This window comes from Rhizobium sp. N122, assembly GCF_002211295.1.
In the GTDB taxonomy this organism is placed as follows: domain Bacteria; phylum Pseudomonadota; class Alphaproteobacteria; order Rhizobiales; family Rhizobiaceae; genus Rhizobium.
The window spans coordinates 139499-156976 of record NZ_LOKU01000007.1 but is presented as its reverse complement, the minus strand read 5'-3'; the positions used below and the strand labels follow the sequence as shown (position 1 = coordinate 156976).

The window sequence follows — 17478 nt, the reverse complement described above, 5'->3', positions numbered from 1 at the left end:
ACCGCCGCCTCATTTCCCCTTTATGGAAACGGCGGAACAGGAGTGCGCTCGATGCCGGCGTCGCGGAAATCAGGCCAGGTATTCTACACGCTGAGACCTTCCAGAGAAGGCCTGCCTCCCTTCTCCGACATCCGACTTCCCGACGGAACGATCATCCGCCGTGTCGATGAGACCATTCATAAGAGAGCGCTTTCCAATGCAGCCAAGGCGTTGAAAGAAAGGTTGGACCGATGATCCATGAATTCCTTGCCGGCAAGGAGAATTCGCAGCTGCGCGCCAACGGCATCAACGCCGCCGACATCGCCGAGGCCGTGCTGGAATTTTATATCGAAGGCGAGGACGATCTGATCGGCCTGCTTGCCTACGCCCTCTACGAGCGGCAGAAACGCGATTTCGTCGTCAGCTATCGCAAGCGCAATGCCGGCCGTTCGCCCAATGAGGCCGAACTTGCCGCGGTCGCCGGCAATTATCTCTCGACCGACCTGCGCAATACGCTGCGCGACCGCGCCTCGCAGATCCTTTCGAGTTATGCCGAAACCTATGTGGAGGCGATGGAGCCGGAAATCCGGCTGGCCGCCGTCAACAGCCAGGCGCTGCGAGAGGTGCGCGACATCGAAAAATCGATGAAGCGGCGCCTCGGCTTCTGGCGCCAGGTTCGCGCCGGCTTTACCGTCACCCTGCTCCTTCTTCTGCTTTTCGGCGCGGCCACCATTGCCGCTGTCTTTTTCCACTCGGATATCGTAGATGCGTGGAATGCGCTGATGGTACCGACCACTCTACGGACGTAAGACGATATGATCCTTTTTCCCGCGATCGACCTGAAGGGCGGCCAATGCGTCCGCCTGAAGCTCGGCGACATGCAGCAGGCGACGGTCTACAACACCGATCCGGCCGCCCAGGCGAAATCCTTCGAAGACCAGGGTTTCGAATGGCTGCACGTGGTCGATCTCGACGGCGCCTTTGCGGGACATTCGGCCAATGGCGACGCCGTCGAAGCAATCCTGAAGGCGACGAAAAATCCGGTGCAGCTGGGCGGCGGCATCCGCACGCTCGATCATATCGAAGCGTGGCTCGCGCGCGGGCTGCGGCGCGTCATTCTCGGCACCGTCGCGGTGCGCGATCCTGATCTGGTCATCGAGGCCTGCCGGAAATTTCCAGGCCATGTGGCCGTCGGCATCGACGCCAAGGGCGGCAAGGTGGCCGTCGAGGGTTGGGCGGAGGCGTCCGAACTCGGCATCGTCGAGCTCGCCCGGAAATTCGAGGGCGCCGGCGTCAGCGCGATTATCTACACCGATATCGACCGCGACGGCATCCTGACCGGCATCAACTGGGCATCGACGCTTGCACTTGCCGATGCCGTCTCCATTCCCGTCATCGCTTCCGGCGGCCTTGCCTCCATCGAAGACATCAAGCGCATGCTGCAGCCCGATGCGCAGAAGCTGGAGGGGGCTATTTCAGGTCGCGCGCTTTATGACGGCCGGATCGATCCGGCGGAAGCACTGGCGCTGATCAAGGCCAGCAAGGCAAGGGAGACCGCGTAAATGACCCTTAAAGCCCGTGTGATCCCCTGCCTCGACGTCAAGGACGGCCGCGTCGTCAAGGGCGTCAACTTTCTCAATCTCGTCGATGCCGGCGATCCGGTCGAAGCGGCGAAGGCCTATGATGCGGCCGGCGCCGACGAACTCTGTTTCCTCGACATCACCGCTTCCTCGGACAATCGCGAGACGATCTTCGATGTCGTGTCGCGCACGGCCGATCAATGCTTCATGCCGCTGACGGTCGGCGGCGGGGTGCGCGCCATCGCCGACATCCGCAAGCTGCTGCTTTGTGGCGCCGACAAGGTCTCGATCAATTCGGCAGCGGTCAGCAATCCCGATTTCGTCACTGAGGCGGCCGACAAGTTCGGCGACCAATGCATCGTCGTTTCGATCGACGCCAAGCGCAGGCGTAGCCAAGCGGTTGGCGGCGACAATCTCAGCGCCTGGGAAATCTACACGCATGGCGGCCGCAACGCGACCGGCCTCGACGCCATCGAATTCGCCCAGAAGATGGTGGAGCGCGGCGCCGGCGAGCTGCTGGTCACCTCGATGGACCGCGACGGCACCAAGGTCGGCTACGATCTGGAACTGACGCGGGCGATCGCCGATGCGGTGCGTGTACCCGTCATCGCGTCGGGCGGTGTCGGCGACCTCGACGACCTCGTCGCCGGGGTCAAACAGGGCCATGCCAATGCCGTGCTCGCCGCCTCGATCTTCCACTTCGGCACCTATTCCGTCGGCGAGGCGAAGCACTATATGTCGAAGTGCGGCATCGACATGCGTCTCGACTGAACCTTGAAAGCGGACATATGAGCGGATTTTCCCTTTCCGATCTCGAAAGCATCGTCGCAGAGCGGTCGAAAGCCTCGCCAGAACAATCCTGGACAGCCAAGCTCGTCGCCGCCGGCCAGCCGAAAGCGGCCAAGAAGCTCGGTGAAGAGGCGATCGAAGCCGTGATGGCGGCGGTGACCGGCGACCGCGACAATCTGACCTATGAAGCCGCCGATGTGCTCTATCACCTTTTGGTCGTATTGAAGATTGCTGAAATACCGTTAGAGAATGTCATGGCCGAACTCGAGCGCAGAACCGCGCAGTCCGGCCTCAAGGAAAAGGCCGGCCGGCAGAGTTCATGAGTATCGCGACTGAGATTATCGGGGTGCCGGAAACGTTGGATCACTTCCAGTCGGATTCCTATTCGCCCTACCACTTCTTCTCTTCCGAACAATGGGCGAAGTTCCGCGCCGATACGCCGCTGACGCTGACCAGCGACGAAGTCAAACGGCTGCGTTCGATGGGCGACCCGATCGATCTCGACGAAGTCCGGCGCATCTATCTGTCGCTGTCGCGTCTGCTGTCGGCACATGTCGAATCCTCGCAGATGCTGTTCGAACAGCGCAACCGCTTCCTCAGCCTTTCCGATGTGACGAAGACGCCCTTCGTCATCGGCATTGCCGGCTCGGTCGCCGTGGGAAAATCGACCACCGCCCGTATCCTCAAGGAGCTACTGGGGCGCTGGCCTTCCAGCCCGAAGGTCGACCTCGTCACCACCGACGGCTTCCTTCATCCGAATGCCGTGCTGCAGCGGGAAAAGCTGATGCAGCGCAAGGGTTTTCCGGAGAGTTACGATACGGCCGCGATCCTGCGCTTTCTCTCGGCGATCAAGGCCGGGCAGCCGGATGTGAAGGCGCCCAGCTATTCGCACCTCGTCTATGACGTGCTGCCGGACGAATACAAGATCGTCGACCGGCCCGACATTCTGATCTTCGAGGGGATCAATGTGCTGCAATCGCGCGACCTGCCGGCCGGCGGCAAGATCGTGCCGATGGTCTCCGATTTCTTCGATTTCTCGATCTATATCGATGCCGCCGAAGACCAGATCCATAACTGGTACGTCGCCCGCTTCATGCGGCTGCGCGAGACCGCCTTCCGCGATCCGAACTCCTTTTTCCATCGCTACGCCTCTATCAGCGATGCGGAAGCGCTCGAAATCGCCGGGGATCTCTGGGCGAACATCAACCTGAAAAACCTGCGCCAGAACATCCTGCCGACGCGGCCGCGTGCCGATCTTATCCTGAAAAAGGGCAAGGATCACCTGATCGAGCAGGTGGCGCTGCGGAAATTATAGCAGGCGATTCTATTCCGACGATCCATCAGACGCAGTGACGCGGCGCAGCGTCAGATTGATGCGGCCGCCATTCTTCAACAGCGTCGAGGTTGCCGGATGAATGCGGTCGACGCCGTGGAAACAAAGCCTCCCCTCGCCGCCCAGCACGACCAGGTCGCCGCTCGCAAGCTTGAAGGATAGCGTGCGATCATTGCGGTTGAGGCCGCCGACGCGGAAGAGGCAGCTGTTGCCCAGCGAGATCGAGACGACAGGCGCCCGCAGATCCCTCTCGTCCTTGTCCTGATGCAGACCCATGCGCGCGTCGTCGGCGTAGAAATTCACCAGACAGGCTTCCGGCGGCTTGTCGTAGCCGGACACATCATTCCAGATATCGAGCAATTCCTGCGGCATGTCGGGCCAGCGCCTGCCGGTTGCCGGATGCGTCGGCTGGTAGCGGTAGCCGCGCTCCTTGTCCGTCACCCAGCCGAGCGGCCCGCAATTGGTCATGCGCACCGACATCGGCTTGCCGGTGCCGGGCATGACCGGCACATAAAGCGGCGCCTCAGCGACAATGGTGCGGATTACCTCCACCAATGCCTCCTGACGTGCCCGGTCGAGATAGCCGGGGAGATGGCGAATGCCGCTCAACAGTCCCGGCATGTCATTCACTGCCGCTGCCACCGGGGCGGCCGCGCATTTTCTTGACTTCCGAGCGGCCGGATTTTTCCTTCAGGCGGCGTTCGACCGAACCCTTGGTCGGCCTGGTCTTCTTGCGCGGCGGCGGCGGCGGCTTGGCGGCCTCCAGAATCAGCTCCTTCAGCCGCTCGCGCGCATCCTCGCGGTTGCGGTCCTGGCTGCGAAACCGGCTCGCCTCGATCATCAGCACGCCGTCCTTCGACAGGCGCCGGCCGGCGAGCTTGACCGCATTGGTTTTGACGCGCTCATTGAGCGACGGCGAATTCTGGATGTTGAAGAACAGCTGGACGGCGGTCGAGACCTTGTTGACATTCTGCCCGCCGGGACCGCCGGCCAGAACGAACTGTTCCGTCAGCTCCCATCCTGATATGGTGATCCTGTCATCGATATAGAGCGCGTCGCTGGCCATGCGGCGTTCTATCTCACATCGGCGGCGAATTGAAAATATCGGCCGTCAACCGAAAAACCCGGCAATCCTGCGATGCCGGGTTTCACGTGAGTCAGAGATTTTTTAAGGCAGGCTTCGATTTATTCGGCCGCAACCTTTACGCCCGGAGCCGCATCGCGGACGCCGCCATCGACGTGACCCTCGAATTTGGCGAAATTGGCGATGAACATCGAGACCAGCTTTTCGGCCTGCGCGTCATAGGCTGCCTTGTCGGCCCAGGTCGAGCGTGGATCGAGGATGCTGCTGTCGACGCCGTTGACGGAGACCGGCACGGCGAAGCCGAAGTTGGTGTCCGCCCGGAATTCGACCTGGCCGAGTTCGCCGGTGAGAGCAGCAGCGAGAAGCGCGCGCGTCGCCTTGATCGGCATGCGCTTGCCGGTGCCGTAGGCGCCGCCGGTCCAGCCGGTATTCACCAGCCAGCATTCGACGCCGTGGCGGCTGATCAGCTCCTTCAGCAGATTGCCGTATTCAGCCGGATGCCGCGGCATGAAGGGCGCACCGAAGCAGGTGGAGAAGGTTGCTTCCGGTTCGACGACACCCTTTTCGGTGCCGGCCACTTTGGCGGTGTAGCCGGAAAGGAAGTGGTACATCGCCTGATCGGGCGTCAAACGGGCGATCGGCGGCATGACGCCGAAGGCATCGGCGGTCAGCATGATGATCGTCTTCGGATGCCCGGCCCGGCCGGTTTCCGAAGCGTTCGGGATGAAATCCATCGGATAGGCGCAGCGGGTGTTCTCGGTGAGCGAGCCGTCATCGAAATTCGGCTCGCGACGCTCGTTCAGCACGACGTTTTCGAGCACGGTGCCGAAGCGCTGGGTCGTCGCATAGATTTCCGGTTCGGCTTCGGCCGACAGGCGGATGGTCTTGGCGTAGCAGCCGCCTTCGAAATTGAAGATGCCGTTTTCGCTCCAGCCGTGTTCGTCGTCGCCGATCAGCGTGCGGGCCGGATCGGCCGACAGCGTCGTCTTGCCGGTGCCGGACAGGCCGAAGAACACCGCCGCATCCCCATTCGGGCCGACATTGGCCGAGCAGTGCATCGGCATAACGCCCTTGGCCGGCAGCAGGTAGTTGAGAACGGTAAAGACCGACTTTTTCATTTCACCGGCATAGGAGGTGCCGCCGATGAGGACAAGACCATTGGTCAGGTCGCAGGCGATCACCGTTTCCGAACGGCAGCCGTGGCGGGCCGGATCGGCTTTGAAGCTCGGCAGATCGATAATCGTCAGCTTCGGTGCAAAGCTCGGCAGCGCTGCGGCGTTCGGGCGGATCAACAGATTGCGGATGAACAGCGAATGCCAGGCAAATTCGGTGACGACACGGGTCGGCAGAGCATGGCCTTCCTCGGCACCGCCAATGAGATCCTGAACGAACAGGTCCTTGCCGACGGCATGCGCCAGCATATCCGCGCGCAGCAGCGCGAAATGCTCCGGCGAGAGCGGCTTGTTGTTGTCCCACCAGATTTCGCCATCGGTATTGCTGTCGCGAACGACGAACTTGTCACGCGGCGAACGGCCGGTGTGCTGGCCGGTGAGGGCCCGCAGCGCACCTTGAGCGGTCAGTTCGGCTTCGCCCCGGCGGATCGATTCTTCGTAGAGCGCGGCGGCGGAAAAGTTGTAGCGAACGCTGGCTGCGCCGCCCAATCCAACCGTTGCCAGCTCTGTTGCCGGGTTATGAACTCCGAACATTTCCATGGCTAGTTCCCTTCGCTCAGGCTCGTTGCCGTTAAAACTAATCGCGAAAATACGGGGAGAAATTTTAAAACGCAAGAGACCAAACTTGAAAAAATATAGTAATATCAACTATTTAATCGATTTAAATTTAACGCCATAATTTTAAATCGTTTTAGATGAACGCGTTGAAACATTTTACCGCACCACTCACGATTGCCTTCGAATTCGACGACAATCTTTCCCTTTATCTTTGCCACAATTTGTTCCACCTTTATCCTCCATAAGCGCATCCGGTCACTGAGACCGCCTGGGGAAAGCAAATCCGGGAGATTGCGCACTGATGATGGAGATCAACACCATGCCGACAATCGCGCTCGTTGATGACGACCGCAACATCCTCACCTCGGTGTCGATCGCACTGGAGGCCGAAGGATATAAGGTCGAGACCTATACGGACGGTGCTTCGGCCCTCGACGGCCTGCTGGCGCGGCCGCCGCAGCTGGCGATCTTCGATATCAAGATGCCGCGCATGGATGGCATGGAATTGCTGCGCCGGCTGCGGCAGAAATCGGACATTCCCGTTATCTTCCTCACCTCCAAGGATGAGGAGATCGATGAGCTCTTCGGCCTGAAGATGGGCGCCGACGATTTCATCACCAAGCCGTTTTCGCAGCGCCTGCTGGTCGAGCGCGTCCGCGCCGTGCTGCGCCGCGCCTCAAGCCGTGAAGCCGCGGCCGCCGGCGCCAGCCCCGCCGGCGGCGCGCCGAAGAACGGCGCCGTGCAGCAGGCCCGTTCGCTGGAGCGCGGGCAGCTGGTCATGGACCAGGAACGCCATACCTGCACCTGGAAGGGTGAGGCCGTGACCCTGACGGTCACCGAATTCCTGATCCTGCATTCGCTGGCACAGCGCCCCGGCGTCGTTAAAAGCCGCGACGCGCTGATGGACGCAGCCTACGACGAACAGGTCTATGTCGACGACCGGACCATCGACAGCCACATCAAGCGGCTGCGCAAGAAATTCAAGATGGTCGACAACGACTTTGATATGATTGAAACACTCTACGGAGTGGGATACCGCTTCCGCGAAGCAGCCTGAGCCCAAACGGCGCAGCGCGAGACGCAATTAAGGGCTGCGGGCCGGTTTATCCGGCCCCGCCCTTCGAAAGGGCCAGTCGTTGGCACAGTTGGTACAGGAAAGGGATCTCGACGATGCGGAGGGCGTGAGCACCCGTCGCGTCAGAGGCCGCCGTTGGTCGCATCCCTTCACGCTGATCCGCCGTATCTTCGGCAATGCCGTGTTCTCGAGCCTGACGCGGCGCATCCTGTTCTTCAATCTCGTCGCGCTGGTCGTGCTCGTCGGTGGTATTCTCTATCTCAACCAGTTTCGCGAGGGACTGATCGACGCCCGCGCCGAGAGCCTTTTGACGCAGGGCGAGATCATCGCCGGCGCCATTTCGGCTTCGGCGTCGGTCGATACCAACTCGATCACCATCGATCCGCAGAAGCTGCTCGAGCTGCAGGCCGGTCAAAGCATCACCCCGGTACCGAACGACGAGGACCTCGAGTTCCCGATCGATCCTGAGAAGGTCGCGCCGGTGCTGCGCCGGCTGATCTCTCCGACGCGCACACGCGCCCGCATCTTCGATGCCGATGCCAATCTGCTGCTCGATTCGCGCCATCTCTATTCGCGCGGCCAGGTGCTGCGCTTCGATCTGCCGCCGGTCGAGGAGGAGAAGCAGACCTGGGGCGAGTGGTTCGCCACCCTGTTCAACAAGGCGCTGCAGCCCGGCAACCTGCCGCTCTACAAGGAAGCGCCGGGCGGTGACGGCTCGATCTATCCGGAGGTGATGAACGCACTCACCGGGGTGCGCGGCGCCGTCGTGCGCACGACCGAGAAAGGCGAGCTCATCGTTTCGGTCGCCGTGCCGATCCAGCGTTTCCGCGCCGTGCTCGGCGTGCTGCTGCTATCGACACAGGCAGGCGACATCGACAATATCGTTCATGCCGAGCGGCTTGCCATCATGCGCGTCTTCGGGGTCGCGACGCTCGTCAACGTATTGCTCTCGCTGGTGCTTTCGTCGACGATCGCCAATCCGCTGCGCCGCCTTTCGGCCGCCGCCATCCGGGTCCGGCGCGGGGCCAAAGCGCGCGAGGAAATTCCCGACTTTTCCGCCCGCCAGGATGAAATCGGCAATCTTTCCATTGCCTTGCGCGAGATGACGACGGCGCTTTACGACCGCATCGATGCGATCGAGAGTTTCGCCGCCGATGTCAGCCACGAACTCAAGAATCCGCTGACGTCGCTGCGCAGCGCCGTCGAAACGCTCCCGCTTGCCCGATCCGACGATTCCAAGAAGCGGCTGATGGACGTCATCCAGCACGATGTGCGCCGCCTCGACCGGCTGATCAGCGATATCTCCGACGCCTCGCGCCTCGATGCCGAACTCGCACGTGTCGATGCCGGTTCGGTCGACATGGAGGTGCTGCTGCGCGACCTCATCGAGGTTTCCCGCCAGGTCAGGAGCACCAAGAAGCAGGTGGAGATCGAATATGCGATCGAACGCAAGCCGAACGTCAAGACGCGCTTCGTCGTCAACGGCCACGACCTGCGCATCGGCCAGATCATCGCCAACCTGATCGAGAATGCCCGCTCCTTCGTGCCTGAGAAGGGTGGCAAGATTACCGTGCGGCTGGTGCGGACACGGTCGCGCTGCGTCACCACGATCGAAGACAATGGCCCCGGCATTCAGGCGGAAAATATCGACCGTATCTTCGAGCGCTTCTATACTGACCGGCCGGAATCGGAAGGCTTCGGGCAGAATTCGGGGCTTGGCCTGTCGATCAGCCGCCAGATCGCCGAGGCCCATGGCGGCTCGCTGAGAGCGGAGAATATCACCGATGCCGAGGGCGGACAGGTGCTCGGCGCCCGCTTCATTCTCACTTTGCCCCTTGATGCCGCCGCATGACGGCGGCTCCGAACATCCATGCGACGGCAATCATCGTCGGCAGGACGGGGCTTCTGTTCAGCGGCCCCTCCGGCTGGGGAAAATCGATGCTGGCCTTCACCTGCATGACCGAGGCGCGCCAGCTCGGGCTGTTTACAGCACTGGTCGCCGACGACCAGGTTCTTCTCTCTGAAGAGACCGGGACCGTGATGGCCACATGCCCGCCATCGATTGCCGGGCTGATCGAGCTTCGCGGCACCGGCATCGTCCGGCAGGAGCATGTGCCCCAGGCGGCGATGCATTATGCCGTGCTACCGGGCAGTGCTTCCGGTGAAAACCGTGTGCCGCCGGAGGGTGAAATCGTCAGCCTGGCGCCCGGTCTTTCACTTCCCGCATTGCGGTTGCTCACAGGCGTCTCTTCACCGCTTGCAATCCTGATGGCGAAAGCACCCGATATCGGGCATTGACGCCTTCCGGATTGATCAATCTGCCTTATATATTCGCATTTTTATCTTGCACTTCGGCTTTTCATCGCCAAGATGTGCCCCCACCGGTGGACGTAATTGCTGCATTGCGATATTGGGGCCACCGTTCGCGTATATGGGAGCAGTAATATCATGATCGGACTTGTGCTTGTCACTCATGGCAAGCTGGCTGAAGAGTTTCGTCATGCTGTCGAGCACGTCGTCGGTCCTCAGAAATTCATCGAGACGGTCTGTATTGGCCCCGAAGACGACATGGATCAAAGGCGGCAGGACATTCTGGAAGCTGTTTCCGGTGCCGACGACGGCCATGGCGTCGTCATTCTGACCGACATGTTCGGCGGCACACCATCCAATCTTGCCATTTCCGTCATGAGCAGCGGCCATACCGAAGTCATTGCCGGGGTCAACCTGCCGATGCTGATCAAGCTCGCCGGCGTGCGTGGCGAGAACAACATGGAGAAGGCGCTGGTGGAGGCTTCCGAAGCCGGACGGAAATATATCAATGTCGCGAGCCGCGTGCTCAGCGGAAAATAACGGCCCTTCATGACATCGCTCTCCCGGGAACTCCTCATTATCAACAAGCGCGGCCTTCACGCGCGCGCCTCCGCCAAATTCGTACAGATGGTCGAGACCTTCGACGCCGCCATCACCGTTTCCAAGGACGGAATGACGGTCGGCGGCACCTCTATCATGGGCCTGATGATGCTGGCGGCAAGCCCCGGCTCGAGCGTCGTCGTCTCGGCGAGCGGCAGCCAGGCCGAGGAAGCCCTTGAGGCCCTGGACCAGCTGATCCAGAACCGGTTCGGCGAAGAGATGTGAGCGGTTTGAACTGCTGCAATTTTGTCCTTAGATCGATTCTGATTTCAGGAATTCTGCAGCGGGTCCAGCTCATATAAACATATAAAGACTTCTTTATATCCTTATTGCCTTCCCATCCGAAGCCTGCTAAACGGCTGATATGCCGTGCGCTGGAGCACGCCGCATCGAACCTGCTTCATGCGACGCGCTTCGGCTCTCTTTTTTTGTATGTCGTCATCCCGGAACCGCTGCGCATCTCCGGGCGACCTGCATCAGGACGCGGCCCATCCATCGCGCGGTCATCTTCGCGCCTGCGCCAATTTTGAGACGTTTTTCAGCCTGGAGACCTCTATGAGCACTGAAAAAGATTATGTCGTCGCCGATATCGGGCTTGCGGATTTCGGCCGCAAGGAAATTACCATCGCCGAAACCGAAATGCCGGGGCTGATGTCCTGCCGCACCGAATTCGGCGACGCAAAGCCGCTGAAGGGCGCGCGCATCACCGGCTCGCTGCACATGACCATTCAGACGGCTGTGCTCATCGAAACGCTGGTGGCGCTTGGCGCCGAAGTCCGCTGGGCCTCGTGCAACATCTTCTCGACGCAGGATCACGCGGCTGCCGCGATCGCCGCCGCCGGCGTTCCTGTTTTCGCCATCAAGGGTGAGTCGCTCGAGGATTACTGGGTCTATACCGACAAGATCTTCCAGTGGGCCGATGGCGGCCTTTCCAACATGATCCTCGATGACGGTGGCGACGCCACCATGTACATCCTGCTCGGCGCCCGCGCCGAAGCGGGCGAGGACGTGCTGTCGCATCCGCATTCCGAGGAAGAGGAAATCCTCTTCGCACAGATCAAGAAGCGCCTCGCCGCTTCGCCGGGCTGGTTCACCAAGCAGCGCGACGCGATCAAGGGCGTCACAGAGGAAACGACGACCGGCGTCAACCGCCTCTACCAGCTTAGCCAGAAGGGCCTGCTGCCCTTCCCGGCGATCAACGTCAACGATTCCGTCACCAAGTCGAAGTTCGACAACAAGTATGGCTGCAAGGAATCGCTGGTCGACGGCATCCGCCGCGGCACCGACGTGATGATGGCCGGCAAGGTTGCCGTCGTCTGCGGCTACGGCGACGTCGGCAAGGGTTCTGCCGCTTCGCTCTCCGGCGCCGGCGCCCGCGTCAAGGTCACCGAAGCCGATCCGATCTGCGCCCTGCAGGCCGCCATGGACGGTTATGAAGTCGTGCTGCTCGAGGACGTCGTTTCCTCGGCCGATATCTTCATCACCACGACCGGCAACAAGGACGTCATCCGCATCGACCACATGCGTCAGATGAAGGACATGGCGATCGTCGGCAATATCGGCCACTTCGACAATGAAATCGAAGTCGCCGCGCTGCGCAATCTCAAGTGGACCAACGTCAAGCCGCAGGTCGACCTGATCGAGTTCCCCAAGGGCAACCGCATCATCCTTCTTTCCGAAGGCCGCCTGCTCAATCTCGGCAACGCCACCGGTCACCCCTCCTTCGTGATGTCGGCCTCCTTCACCAACCAGACGCTGGCGCAGATCGAGCTCTTCACCAAGCCGGGCCAGTATTCCAACCAGGTCTATATCCTGCCGAAGCATCTCGATGAAAAGGTCGCACGCCTGCATCTCGACAAGCTCGGCGTGAAGCTGACTCAGCTTTCCGAGGAACAGGCTGCCTATATCGGCGTCTCGCCGAAGGGCCCGTTCAAGTCCGACCACTACAGATATTGATCTGATCGTTAATATCCACAAGATGTAGAAGCCGCGGCATTGACAAATGCCGCGGCTTATTTTTTGGGCGCTCCCTTCCCGCCGATTCCCATCCGAAGTATTGTTTTAAGACTTGATTCGTGGCGCCGGACCCTGTCCGGCCGCTCCGGAAATGGGATGTCTTGTCGTAATGCGGCACATTGAAGGACGGAGACATACCGCGGATGTCGGAACTGAAAAACAGCCTGCCCGGTCAGGCGGATGATGGCGTTCGCGCCGGTCGCCGCCCGCTGATCGCAGGCCAACAACATCAATCTGCAACGGCACACGAGGCCGCAAAGCAAGAGCATGGATCATTGGCGCGCTTTCTGAAAGCCTGCGCGGCCGGTACGGCGCTTGCCGCGCTGGCGCGGCCGGTTCTGGCACAGACGGAGCAGCAGGCGGCGGCCTCGGCTCACCTCTTCACATCTTCGCAGGTCGTCGGCGTTTCCGTCGTCATCGGCGTCATATCGGCAGCACTGCTTTCGACATTGTGGCTGGTGCGCCAGCGCGGCAATCTGGAAAGCGAGAGCCGGGAAATCCGCTCGGCGCTTTCCGATGCCCAGCAGCGCATTTCGCAATATCAGGCGCTGATCGCCGACAAGAACCGAAGGATCGTCATCTGGGACGGCAATGCCCGTCCCGAACTGCTCGGCCAGTTGCCGCCCGAGACCGGCGCGCCGCAGGACGGCGAATTCCTGGCCTTCGGCCTCTGGCTGAAGTCACGCTCGGCCGCCGATCTGGAGAAGGCCATCGACCGGCTGCGCGACGGGGCACAGAGCTTCGACATGGTGGTCGAAACCATCCGCGATGAAATCCTCGAGGCGCAGGGCCGGGTTTCCGGCGGCCGCGCCTTCGTCCGTTTCGTGGCGCTCAACAATCTGCGCGCCGAGCTTGCCGAACTCCGGATCGAGCGCGACCGGCTGATGACGTCGATCTCGGCCTTCCAGACCATGCTCGACGCGATCGACATGCCGGCCTGGCAGCGCGATCCGGCCGGCCGCCTCACCTGGGTCAACCAGGCTTATGGCGAGGCCGTCGAAGCGCGCTCGCCGCAGCAGGCGATCAATGAAGGCCGCGAGATGCTGACGACCGTGGCACGCGAACGCATTCGTGCGACGACGACGCCGGAATCGCCCTTCCATGACACGATCTCGACGGTGGTGCACGGCAACCGCACCTTCTTCGACGTCGTCGACGTCAGGCTTCCCGGCGGTTCGGCCGGCATCGCGATCGATGTGTCAGATATAGAGGCGGTGCGCGCCGAGCTGGAACGGACGCTGAAGAGCCATGCCGAAACGCTCGACCACCTCGCCACCCCCGTCGCCATCTTCGACGGCGACCGCCGGCTGCAATTCTACAACCAGGCCTTCGTCGCGCTCTGGGAGCTGGATATCGCCTTCCTCGAAGGCCGGCCCGACAATAGCGAGCTGCTCGAGCGGCTGCGGGCCGCCAAGAAACTGCCGGACCAGCTCAACTGGAAAAGCTGGAAGGAAGCGGCCCTTTCCGTCTATCGCGCGCTCGACACGCAATCCGACCTCTGGCACCTGCCGAACGGGCAGACGCTGCGTGTCTTTGCCACCGCCCATCCGCAGGGCGGCGCCACCTGGGTGTTCGAAAACCTGACCGAGCAGGTCGATCTCGAAACGCGCTACAACACGCTGGTCAAGGTGCAGGGCGAAACGATCGACCATCTTTCCGAAGGTGTGGCGGTGTTCGGCCCGGATGGACGCATTCGCCTGTCGAACCCGGCTTTCCGCGCGCTCTGGGGGATCACCGAAACCGAAGCCAAGCCAGGCACCCATATCCGTGCGCTGGGCGAGGCCTGTGCGCCGTCCTATGACCGGCCGGACGGCTGGAAGACCTTCGCGGAACTGATCACCAGCTTCGACGACGAACGCCGCTCGGGCCAGGGAACGCTGGAACTCTTCTCCGGCCTGGTGCTCGACTATGCGGTCATTCCGCTGCCGAACGCCCAGACCATGCTGACCTTCGTCAACATGACGGACAGCGTGCGGGCCGAGCGGGCGCTGACCGAGAAGAACGAAGCGCTGCGCAAGGCCGATGAGCTGAAGAACGACTTCGTCCAGCATGTCTCCTATGAGCTGCGCTCGCCGCTGACGAATATCATCGGCTTCACCGACCTTCTGCGCACGCAAGGCGTCGGGCCGCTGAACGAACGGCAGGCCGAATATATCGACCATATCTCAACATCGTCCTCGGTTCTCTTGACGCTCGTCAACGACATTCTGGACCTTGCGACCGTCGATGCCGGCATTATGCGGCTCAACTATGCGGAAATCGATCTCAACGACCTGCTCGACGACGTCTCCATGCAGATCGCCGATCGCCTGCATGAAAGCGGCGTCGCGCTCGAAATCACCGCGCCGGCCTATCTCGGCTCGATCGTCGCCGACCCGCAGCGTCTGAAGCAGATCCTGCTGAAGCTGCTTTCCAACGCGGCGAATTTTTCGCCGGAGGGCACCTCGATCTCACTGGAATGCCATCGCGAAGGCACGGATTTCGTTTTCGCCGTCAGCGATCGCGGCCCCGGCATCTCGCCTGATATGATCGCCACCGTCTTCGACCGTTTTGCGACGGGCGCAAAAAGCGGCAAACGCGGCGGTGCCGGCCTCGGCCTGTCGATCGTCGACAGCTTCGTCAGCCTGCATCACGGCGACGTGACGATCGACAGCGAGCCGGGCAAGGGCACGACCGTCGTCTGCCGCATCCCCTCGGTCGATATCCCGCATTCCGCTGCCGCCGAATGACGACCGGCGATACGATCTCGGTTTTCCTGAAAGATGAAGCGGCAACCATCCGCCTCGGCGAAGACCTGGCGCTCGCCCTGAAAGCCGGCGATTGCCTTGCCCTTTCCGGCGATCTCGGTGCAGGCAAGTCCTCGCTCGCCCGCGCGATCCTGCGCGCCATTGCCGACGACGAGCGGCTCGAAGTCCCGAGCCCGACCTTCACGCTGGTGCAATCCTACGATCTGCGCTTGCCCGTTTCGCACTTCGATCTCTACCGGCTCGGCCATCCCGCCGAACTGACGGAGCTCGGCTTCGACGAGGCCCTGGAGAACGGCATCTGTCTGGTCGAATGGCCGGAGATGGCTGAGGGCGAACTGCCGGCCGAGCGCATCGCACTGCGGCTCGACCATGAAGGCAGCGGCCGGCGGGCAACGATCAATGCCACGGGTACCCAGGCTCTGCGCATCCGTCGTGTTCTGGCGATCCGCAGCTTCCTCGACAAGGCCGGCTATCCACATGCGAAACGCCGTTTCCTGACCGGCGATGCGTCGCTGCGCGCCTATGAAGCGATCTATCCGGATGGCGCTCCGCGAAAAATACTGATGGATTGGCGCCCGCACCCCGAAGGACCCCCGGTCTTTGACGGCAAGCCCTATCCCAAGGTCGCGCATCTCGCACAGAACGCCTATCCTTTCGTTGCGATTGCCGATGCCTTGCGCGAGCGGGGGTTTGCGACGCCGGAGATCTACCAGGTCGATTATGAGCAGGGCATCCTGCTGATCGAGGATCTCGGCACCGAAGGCGTGCTCGATGACGACGGGCGGCCGATCGCCGAACGTTATCGGCAAAGTGTCGCCTGCCTTGCCCATCTTCATTCCATGCGGATCCCTCAGGATATCCCGGTTTCGACAACGCATACGCACCACATTCCGGACTTCGACCGCACGGCAATGAAGATGGAAGTGCAGCTTGTGCTCGACTGGCACATTGGCTGGAAGCGCGGTACACCGCCCACGGATGCCGAACGGGCGGAGTATCTGGCGATCTGGGATGGGCTCATCGACGAGCTCGCAACAGCCGAGAAGAACCTGCTGCTGCGCGACTTCCATTCGCCGAATATCATCTGGCGCGAAGAGGAAAGCGGTATTCGCAAGGTCGGCATCATCGACTTCCAGGATGCGATGATCGGCCCGACCGCCTATGACCTTGCTTCCATCGTCCAGGATGCGCGCGTGACGATCGAACCGGGGCTTTTCCGGCAGCTGATGGACGAATACCTTGCCCTTCGCCGGGCCCAGGGCGGCTTCGACGAAGCCGGATTCATGAAGGCCTGGGCGATCATGTCGGCGCAGCGCAACTGCAAGCTCGCCGGTCTCTGGGTGCGGCTGTTGCAGCGCGACGGCAAGCCCGGTTACCTCAAACATATGCCGCGAACGCTTGCCTATCTCCAGGTCGCGTTCGAGCACGAAGCGCTTGCCCCCTTGCGCGATTGGTGCACAAGGGCTGGAATAGGCCAAAGCGAATCATAAGTTCCGGATCAGGATGACCATCAGACAAGCCATGGTACTGGCCGCGGGTCTTGGAACCCGCATGCGCCCGATCACCGACACGATCCCGAAGCCGCTGGTGAAGATCGACGGCAAGCCGATGATCGACTATGCGCTGGATTCGCTGGTTGCGGCCGGTGTCGAACGAGCCGCCGTCAATGTTCACCATCACGCCCACCAGATGCTCGATCATCTGAGGAATTATCCCGGGCTCGACATCGTCATCTCCGACGAGCGGGAGGCGCTGATGAATTCCGGCGGCGGGCTGGCGAAAGGGCTGAAGCTGCTGACCCGCGAAAATGTCTTCGTCATGAATGCCGATCTCTTCTGGATCGGCGAACAGCCGGGGCGAGCGACGAATCTGGAGCGCTTAGCCGGATTCTTCGATGCCGCGCGCATGGATATGGCGCTGCTTTGCGTGAGGATAGAGGATACCACGGGCCACAACGGCAAGAACGATTTCGGCATGGCAGCCGACGGCCGGCTGACGCGGTATCGCGACGATCCCTCCAATCCCGTTGTCTATGCCGGCGCGATCGTCATGAACCCGTCGCTGCTCGACGACGCGCCGCAGGATGCCTTCAATCTCAATATCTATTTCGACAAGGCGATCGCAAGCGGGCGGCTTTTCGGCATGGTGCTCGAGGGCCACTGGCTGACGGTGGGAACGCCGGCGGCGATCGGCGAGGCGGAGGAAACGATCCGCAGGTTGCGGGCGTTCGCGTGA

The 17478-nt window shown here is 61.6% G+C and carries 18 protein-coding genes; 15 read left to right on the top strand and 3 right to left on the bottom strand.

The annotated features are described in order from the left end of the window. Positions 1-51: 51 nt before the first annotated feature. Genes ATY75_RS07280 through coaA form a run of 6 tightly spaced genes read left to right on the top strand, consistent with a single transcriptional unit; the run spans position 52 to position 3663 of the window. Positions 52-234 carry a hypothetical protein gene (locus ATY75_RS07280; protein ID WP_088937004.1) on the top strand — a complete coding sequence of 61 codons (183 nt, stop codon included), beginning with the start codon at positions 52-54 and terminating at the stop codon, positions 232-234. After that, positions 231-788 (top strand): hypothetical protein, encoded by a 558-nt coding sequence (locus ATY75_RS07275; RefSeq protein ID WP_088937003.1) that lies wholly within the window; start codon positions 231-233, stop codon positions 786-788. The genes ATY75_RS07280 and ATY75_RS07275 overlap by 4 nt, the downstream gene beginning before the upstream one ends. Before the next feature lie 6 nt (positions 789-794). Further along, on the top strand, positions 795-1541 hold the full coding sequence (gene hisA / locus ATY75_RS07270; RefSeq protein WP_088937002.1) for a 1-(5-phosphoribosyl)-5-[(5-phosphoribosylamino)methylideneamino]imidazole-4-carboxamide isomerase: 747 nt from the start codon (positions 795-797) through the stop codon (positions 1539-1541). Beyond that, the gene (gene hisF, locus ATY75_RS07265; protein ID WP_088937001.1) at positions 1542-2330 is read left to right on the top strand and encodes an imidazole glycerol phosphate synthase subunit HisF; all 789 of its coding nucleotides are present in this window, start codon (positions 1542-1544) and stop codon (positions 2328-2330) included. It begins immediately after the preceding gene. Between the two features lie 17 nt (positions 2331-2347). Beyond that, on the top strand, positions 2348-2671 hold the full coding sequence (locus ATY75_RS07260) for a phosphoribosyl-ATP diphosphatase (RefSeq protein ID WP_003571373.1): 324 nt from the start codon (positions 2348-2350) through the stop codon (positions 2669-2671). Next, on the top strand, positions 2668-3663 hold the full coding sequence (gene coaA, locus ATY75_RS07255) for a type I pantothenate kinase (RefSeq protein WP_049732684.1): 996 nt from the start codon (positions 2668-2670) through the stop codon (positions 3661-3663). The genes ATY75_RS07260 and coaA overlap by 4 nt, the downstream gene beginning before the upstream one ends. A 9-nt stretch (positions 3664-3672) precedes the next feature. On the opposite strand, the gene ATY75_RS07250 is transcribed toward coaA, so the two are convergent. From ATY75_RS07250 to ATY75_RS07240, 3 genes are all read right to left on the bottom strand, one after another. Continuing rightward, the gene (locus tag ATY75_RS07250) at positions 3673-4302 is read right to left on the bottom strand and encodes an alpha-ketoglutarate-dependent dioxygenase AlkB (RefSeq protein WP_088937000.1); all 630 of its coding nucleotides are present in this window, start codon (positions 4300-4302) and stop codon (positions 3673-3675) included. A 1-nt stretch (position 4303) separates the two neighbouring features. Next, a complete protein-coding gene (gene arfB, locus ATY75_RS07245) occupies positions 4304-4747 on the bottom strand; it encodes an alternative ribosome rescue aminoacyl-tRNA hydrolase ArfB (RefSeq protein ID WP_064835491.1) in 444 nt (147 codons plus the stop codon). A gap of 119 nt (positions 4748-4866) precedes the next feature. Next, positions 4867-6477 carry a phosphoenolpyruvate carboxykinase gene (locus ATY75_RS07240; RefSeq protein WP_088936999.1) on the bottom strand — a complete coding sequence of 537 codons (1611 nt, stop codon included), beginning with the start codon at positions 6475-6477 and terminating at the stop codon, positions 4867-4869. A 337-nt stretch (positions 6478-6814) separates the two neighbouring features. Here ATY75_RS07240 and ATY75_RS07235 point away from each other — a divergent pair, with 337 nt between their 5' ends. The 9 genes from ATY75_RS07235 to ATY75_RS07195 all read left to right on the top strand — a co-directional run bounded on the left by ATY75_RS07235 (position 6815) and on the right by ATY75_RS07195 (position 17478). After that, entirely contained in the window at positions 6815-7552 is a 738-nt protein-coding gene (locus tag ATY75_RS07235) for a response regulator transcription factor (RefSeq protein ID WP_190237340.1), read from the top strand. Positions 7553-7631: 79 nt separating this feature from the next. After that, a complete protein-coding gene (locus ATY75_RS07230) occupies positions 7632-9422 on the top strand; it encodes a sensor histidine kinase (RefSeq protein ID WP_088936998.1) in 1791 nt (596 codons plus the stop codon). After that, positions 9419-9868, top strand: coding sequence for a serine/threonine protein kinase (locus ATY75_RS07225; RefSeq protein ID WP_088936997.1), 450 nt, complete (start codon positions 9419-9421; stop codon positions 9866-9868). The genes ATY75_RS07230 and ATY75_RS07225 overlap by 4 nt, the downstream gene beginning before the upstream one ends. A 150-nt stretch (positions 9869-10018) precedes the next feature. Then, positions 10019-10420, top strand: a complete 402-nt coding sequence (locus ATY75_RS07220; RefSeq protein ID WP_003544139.1) for a PTS sugar transporter subunit IIA — start codon at positions 10019-10021, stop codon at positions 10418-10420. A gap of 9 nt (positions 10421-10429) precedes the next feature. Continuing rightward, positions 10430-10705 (top strand): HPr family phosphocarrier protein, encoded by a 276-nt coding sequence (locus ATY75_RS07215; RefSeq protein ID WP_003544133.1) that lies wholly within the window; start codon positions 10430-10432, stop codon positions 10703-10705. Between the two features lie 330 nt (positions 10706-11035). Beyond that, positions 11036-12436, top strand: coding sequence for an adenosylhomocysteinase (ahcY, locus tag ATY75_RS07210; protein ID WP_064835482.1), 1401 nt, complete (start codon positions 11036-11038; stop codon positions 12434-12436). 203 nt (positions 12437-12639) lie between these two features. Continuing rightward, complete coding sequence (locus tag ATY75_RS07205) at positions 12640-15225, top strand: PAS domain-containing sensor histidine kinase (RefSeq protein ID WP_088936996.1); 2586 nt, start codon at positions 12640-12642, stop codon at positions 15223-15225. Next, positions 15222-16733 carry a tRNA (adenosine(37)-N6)-threonylcarbamoyltransferase complex ATPase subunit type 1 TsaE gene (gene tsaE, locus ATY75_RS07200; RefSeq protein WP_088936995.1) on the top strand — a complete coding sequence of 504 codons (1512 nt, stop codon included), beginning with the start codon at positions 15222-15224 and terminating at the stop codon, positions 16731-16733. Before ATY75_RS07205 ends, tsaE begins: the two co-directional genes overlap by 4 nt. Before the next feature lie 13 nt (positions 16734-16746). Continuing rightward, entirely contained in the window at positions 16747-17478 is a 732-nt protein-coding gene (locus ATY75_RS07195; protein WP_088936994.1) for a nucleotidyltransferase family protein, read from the top strand.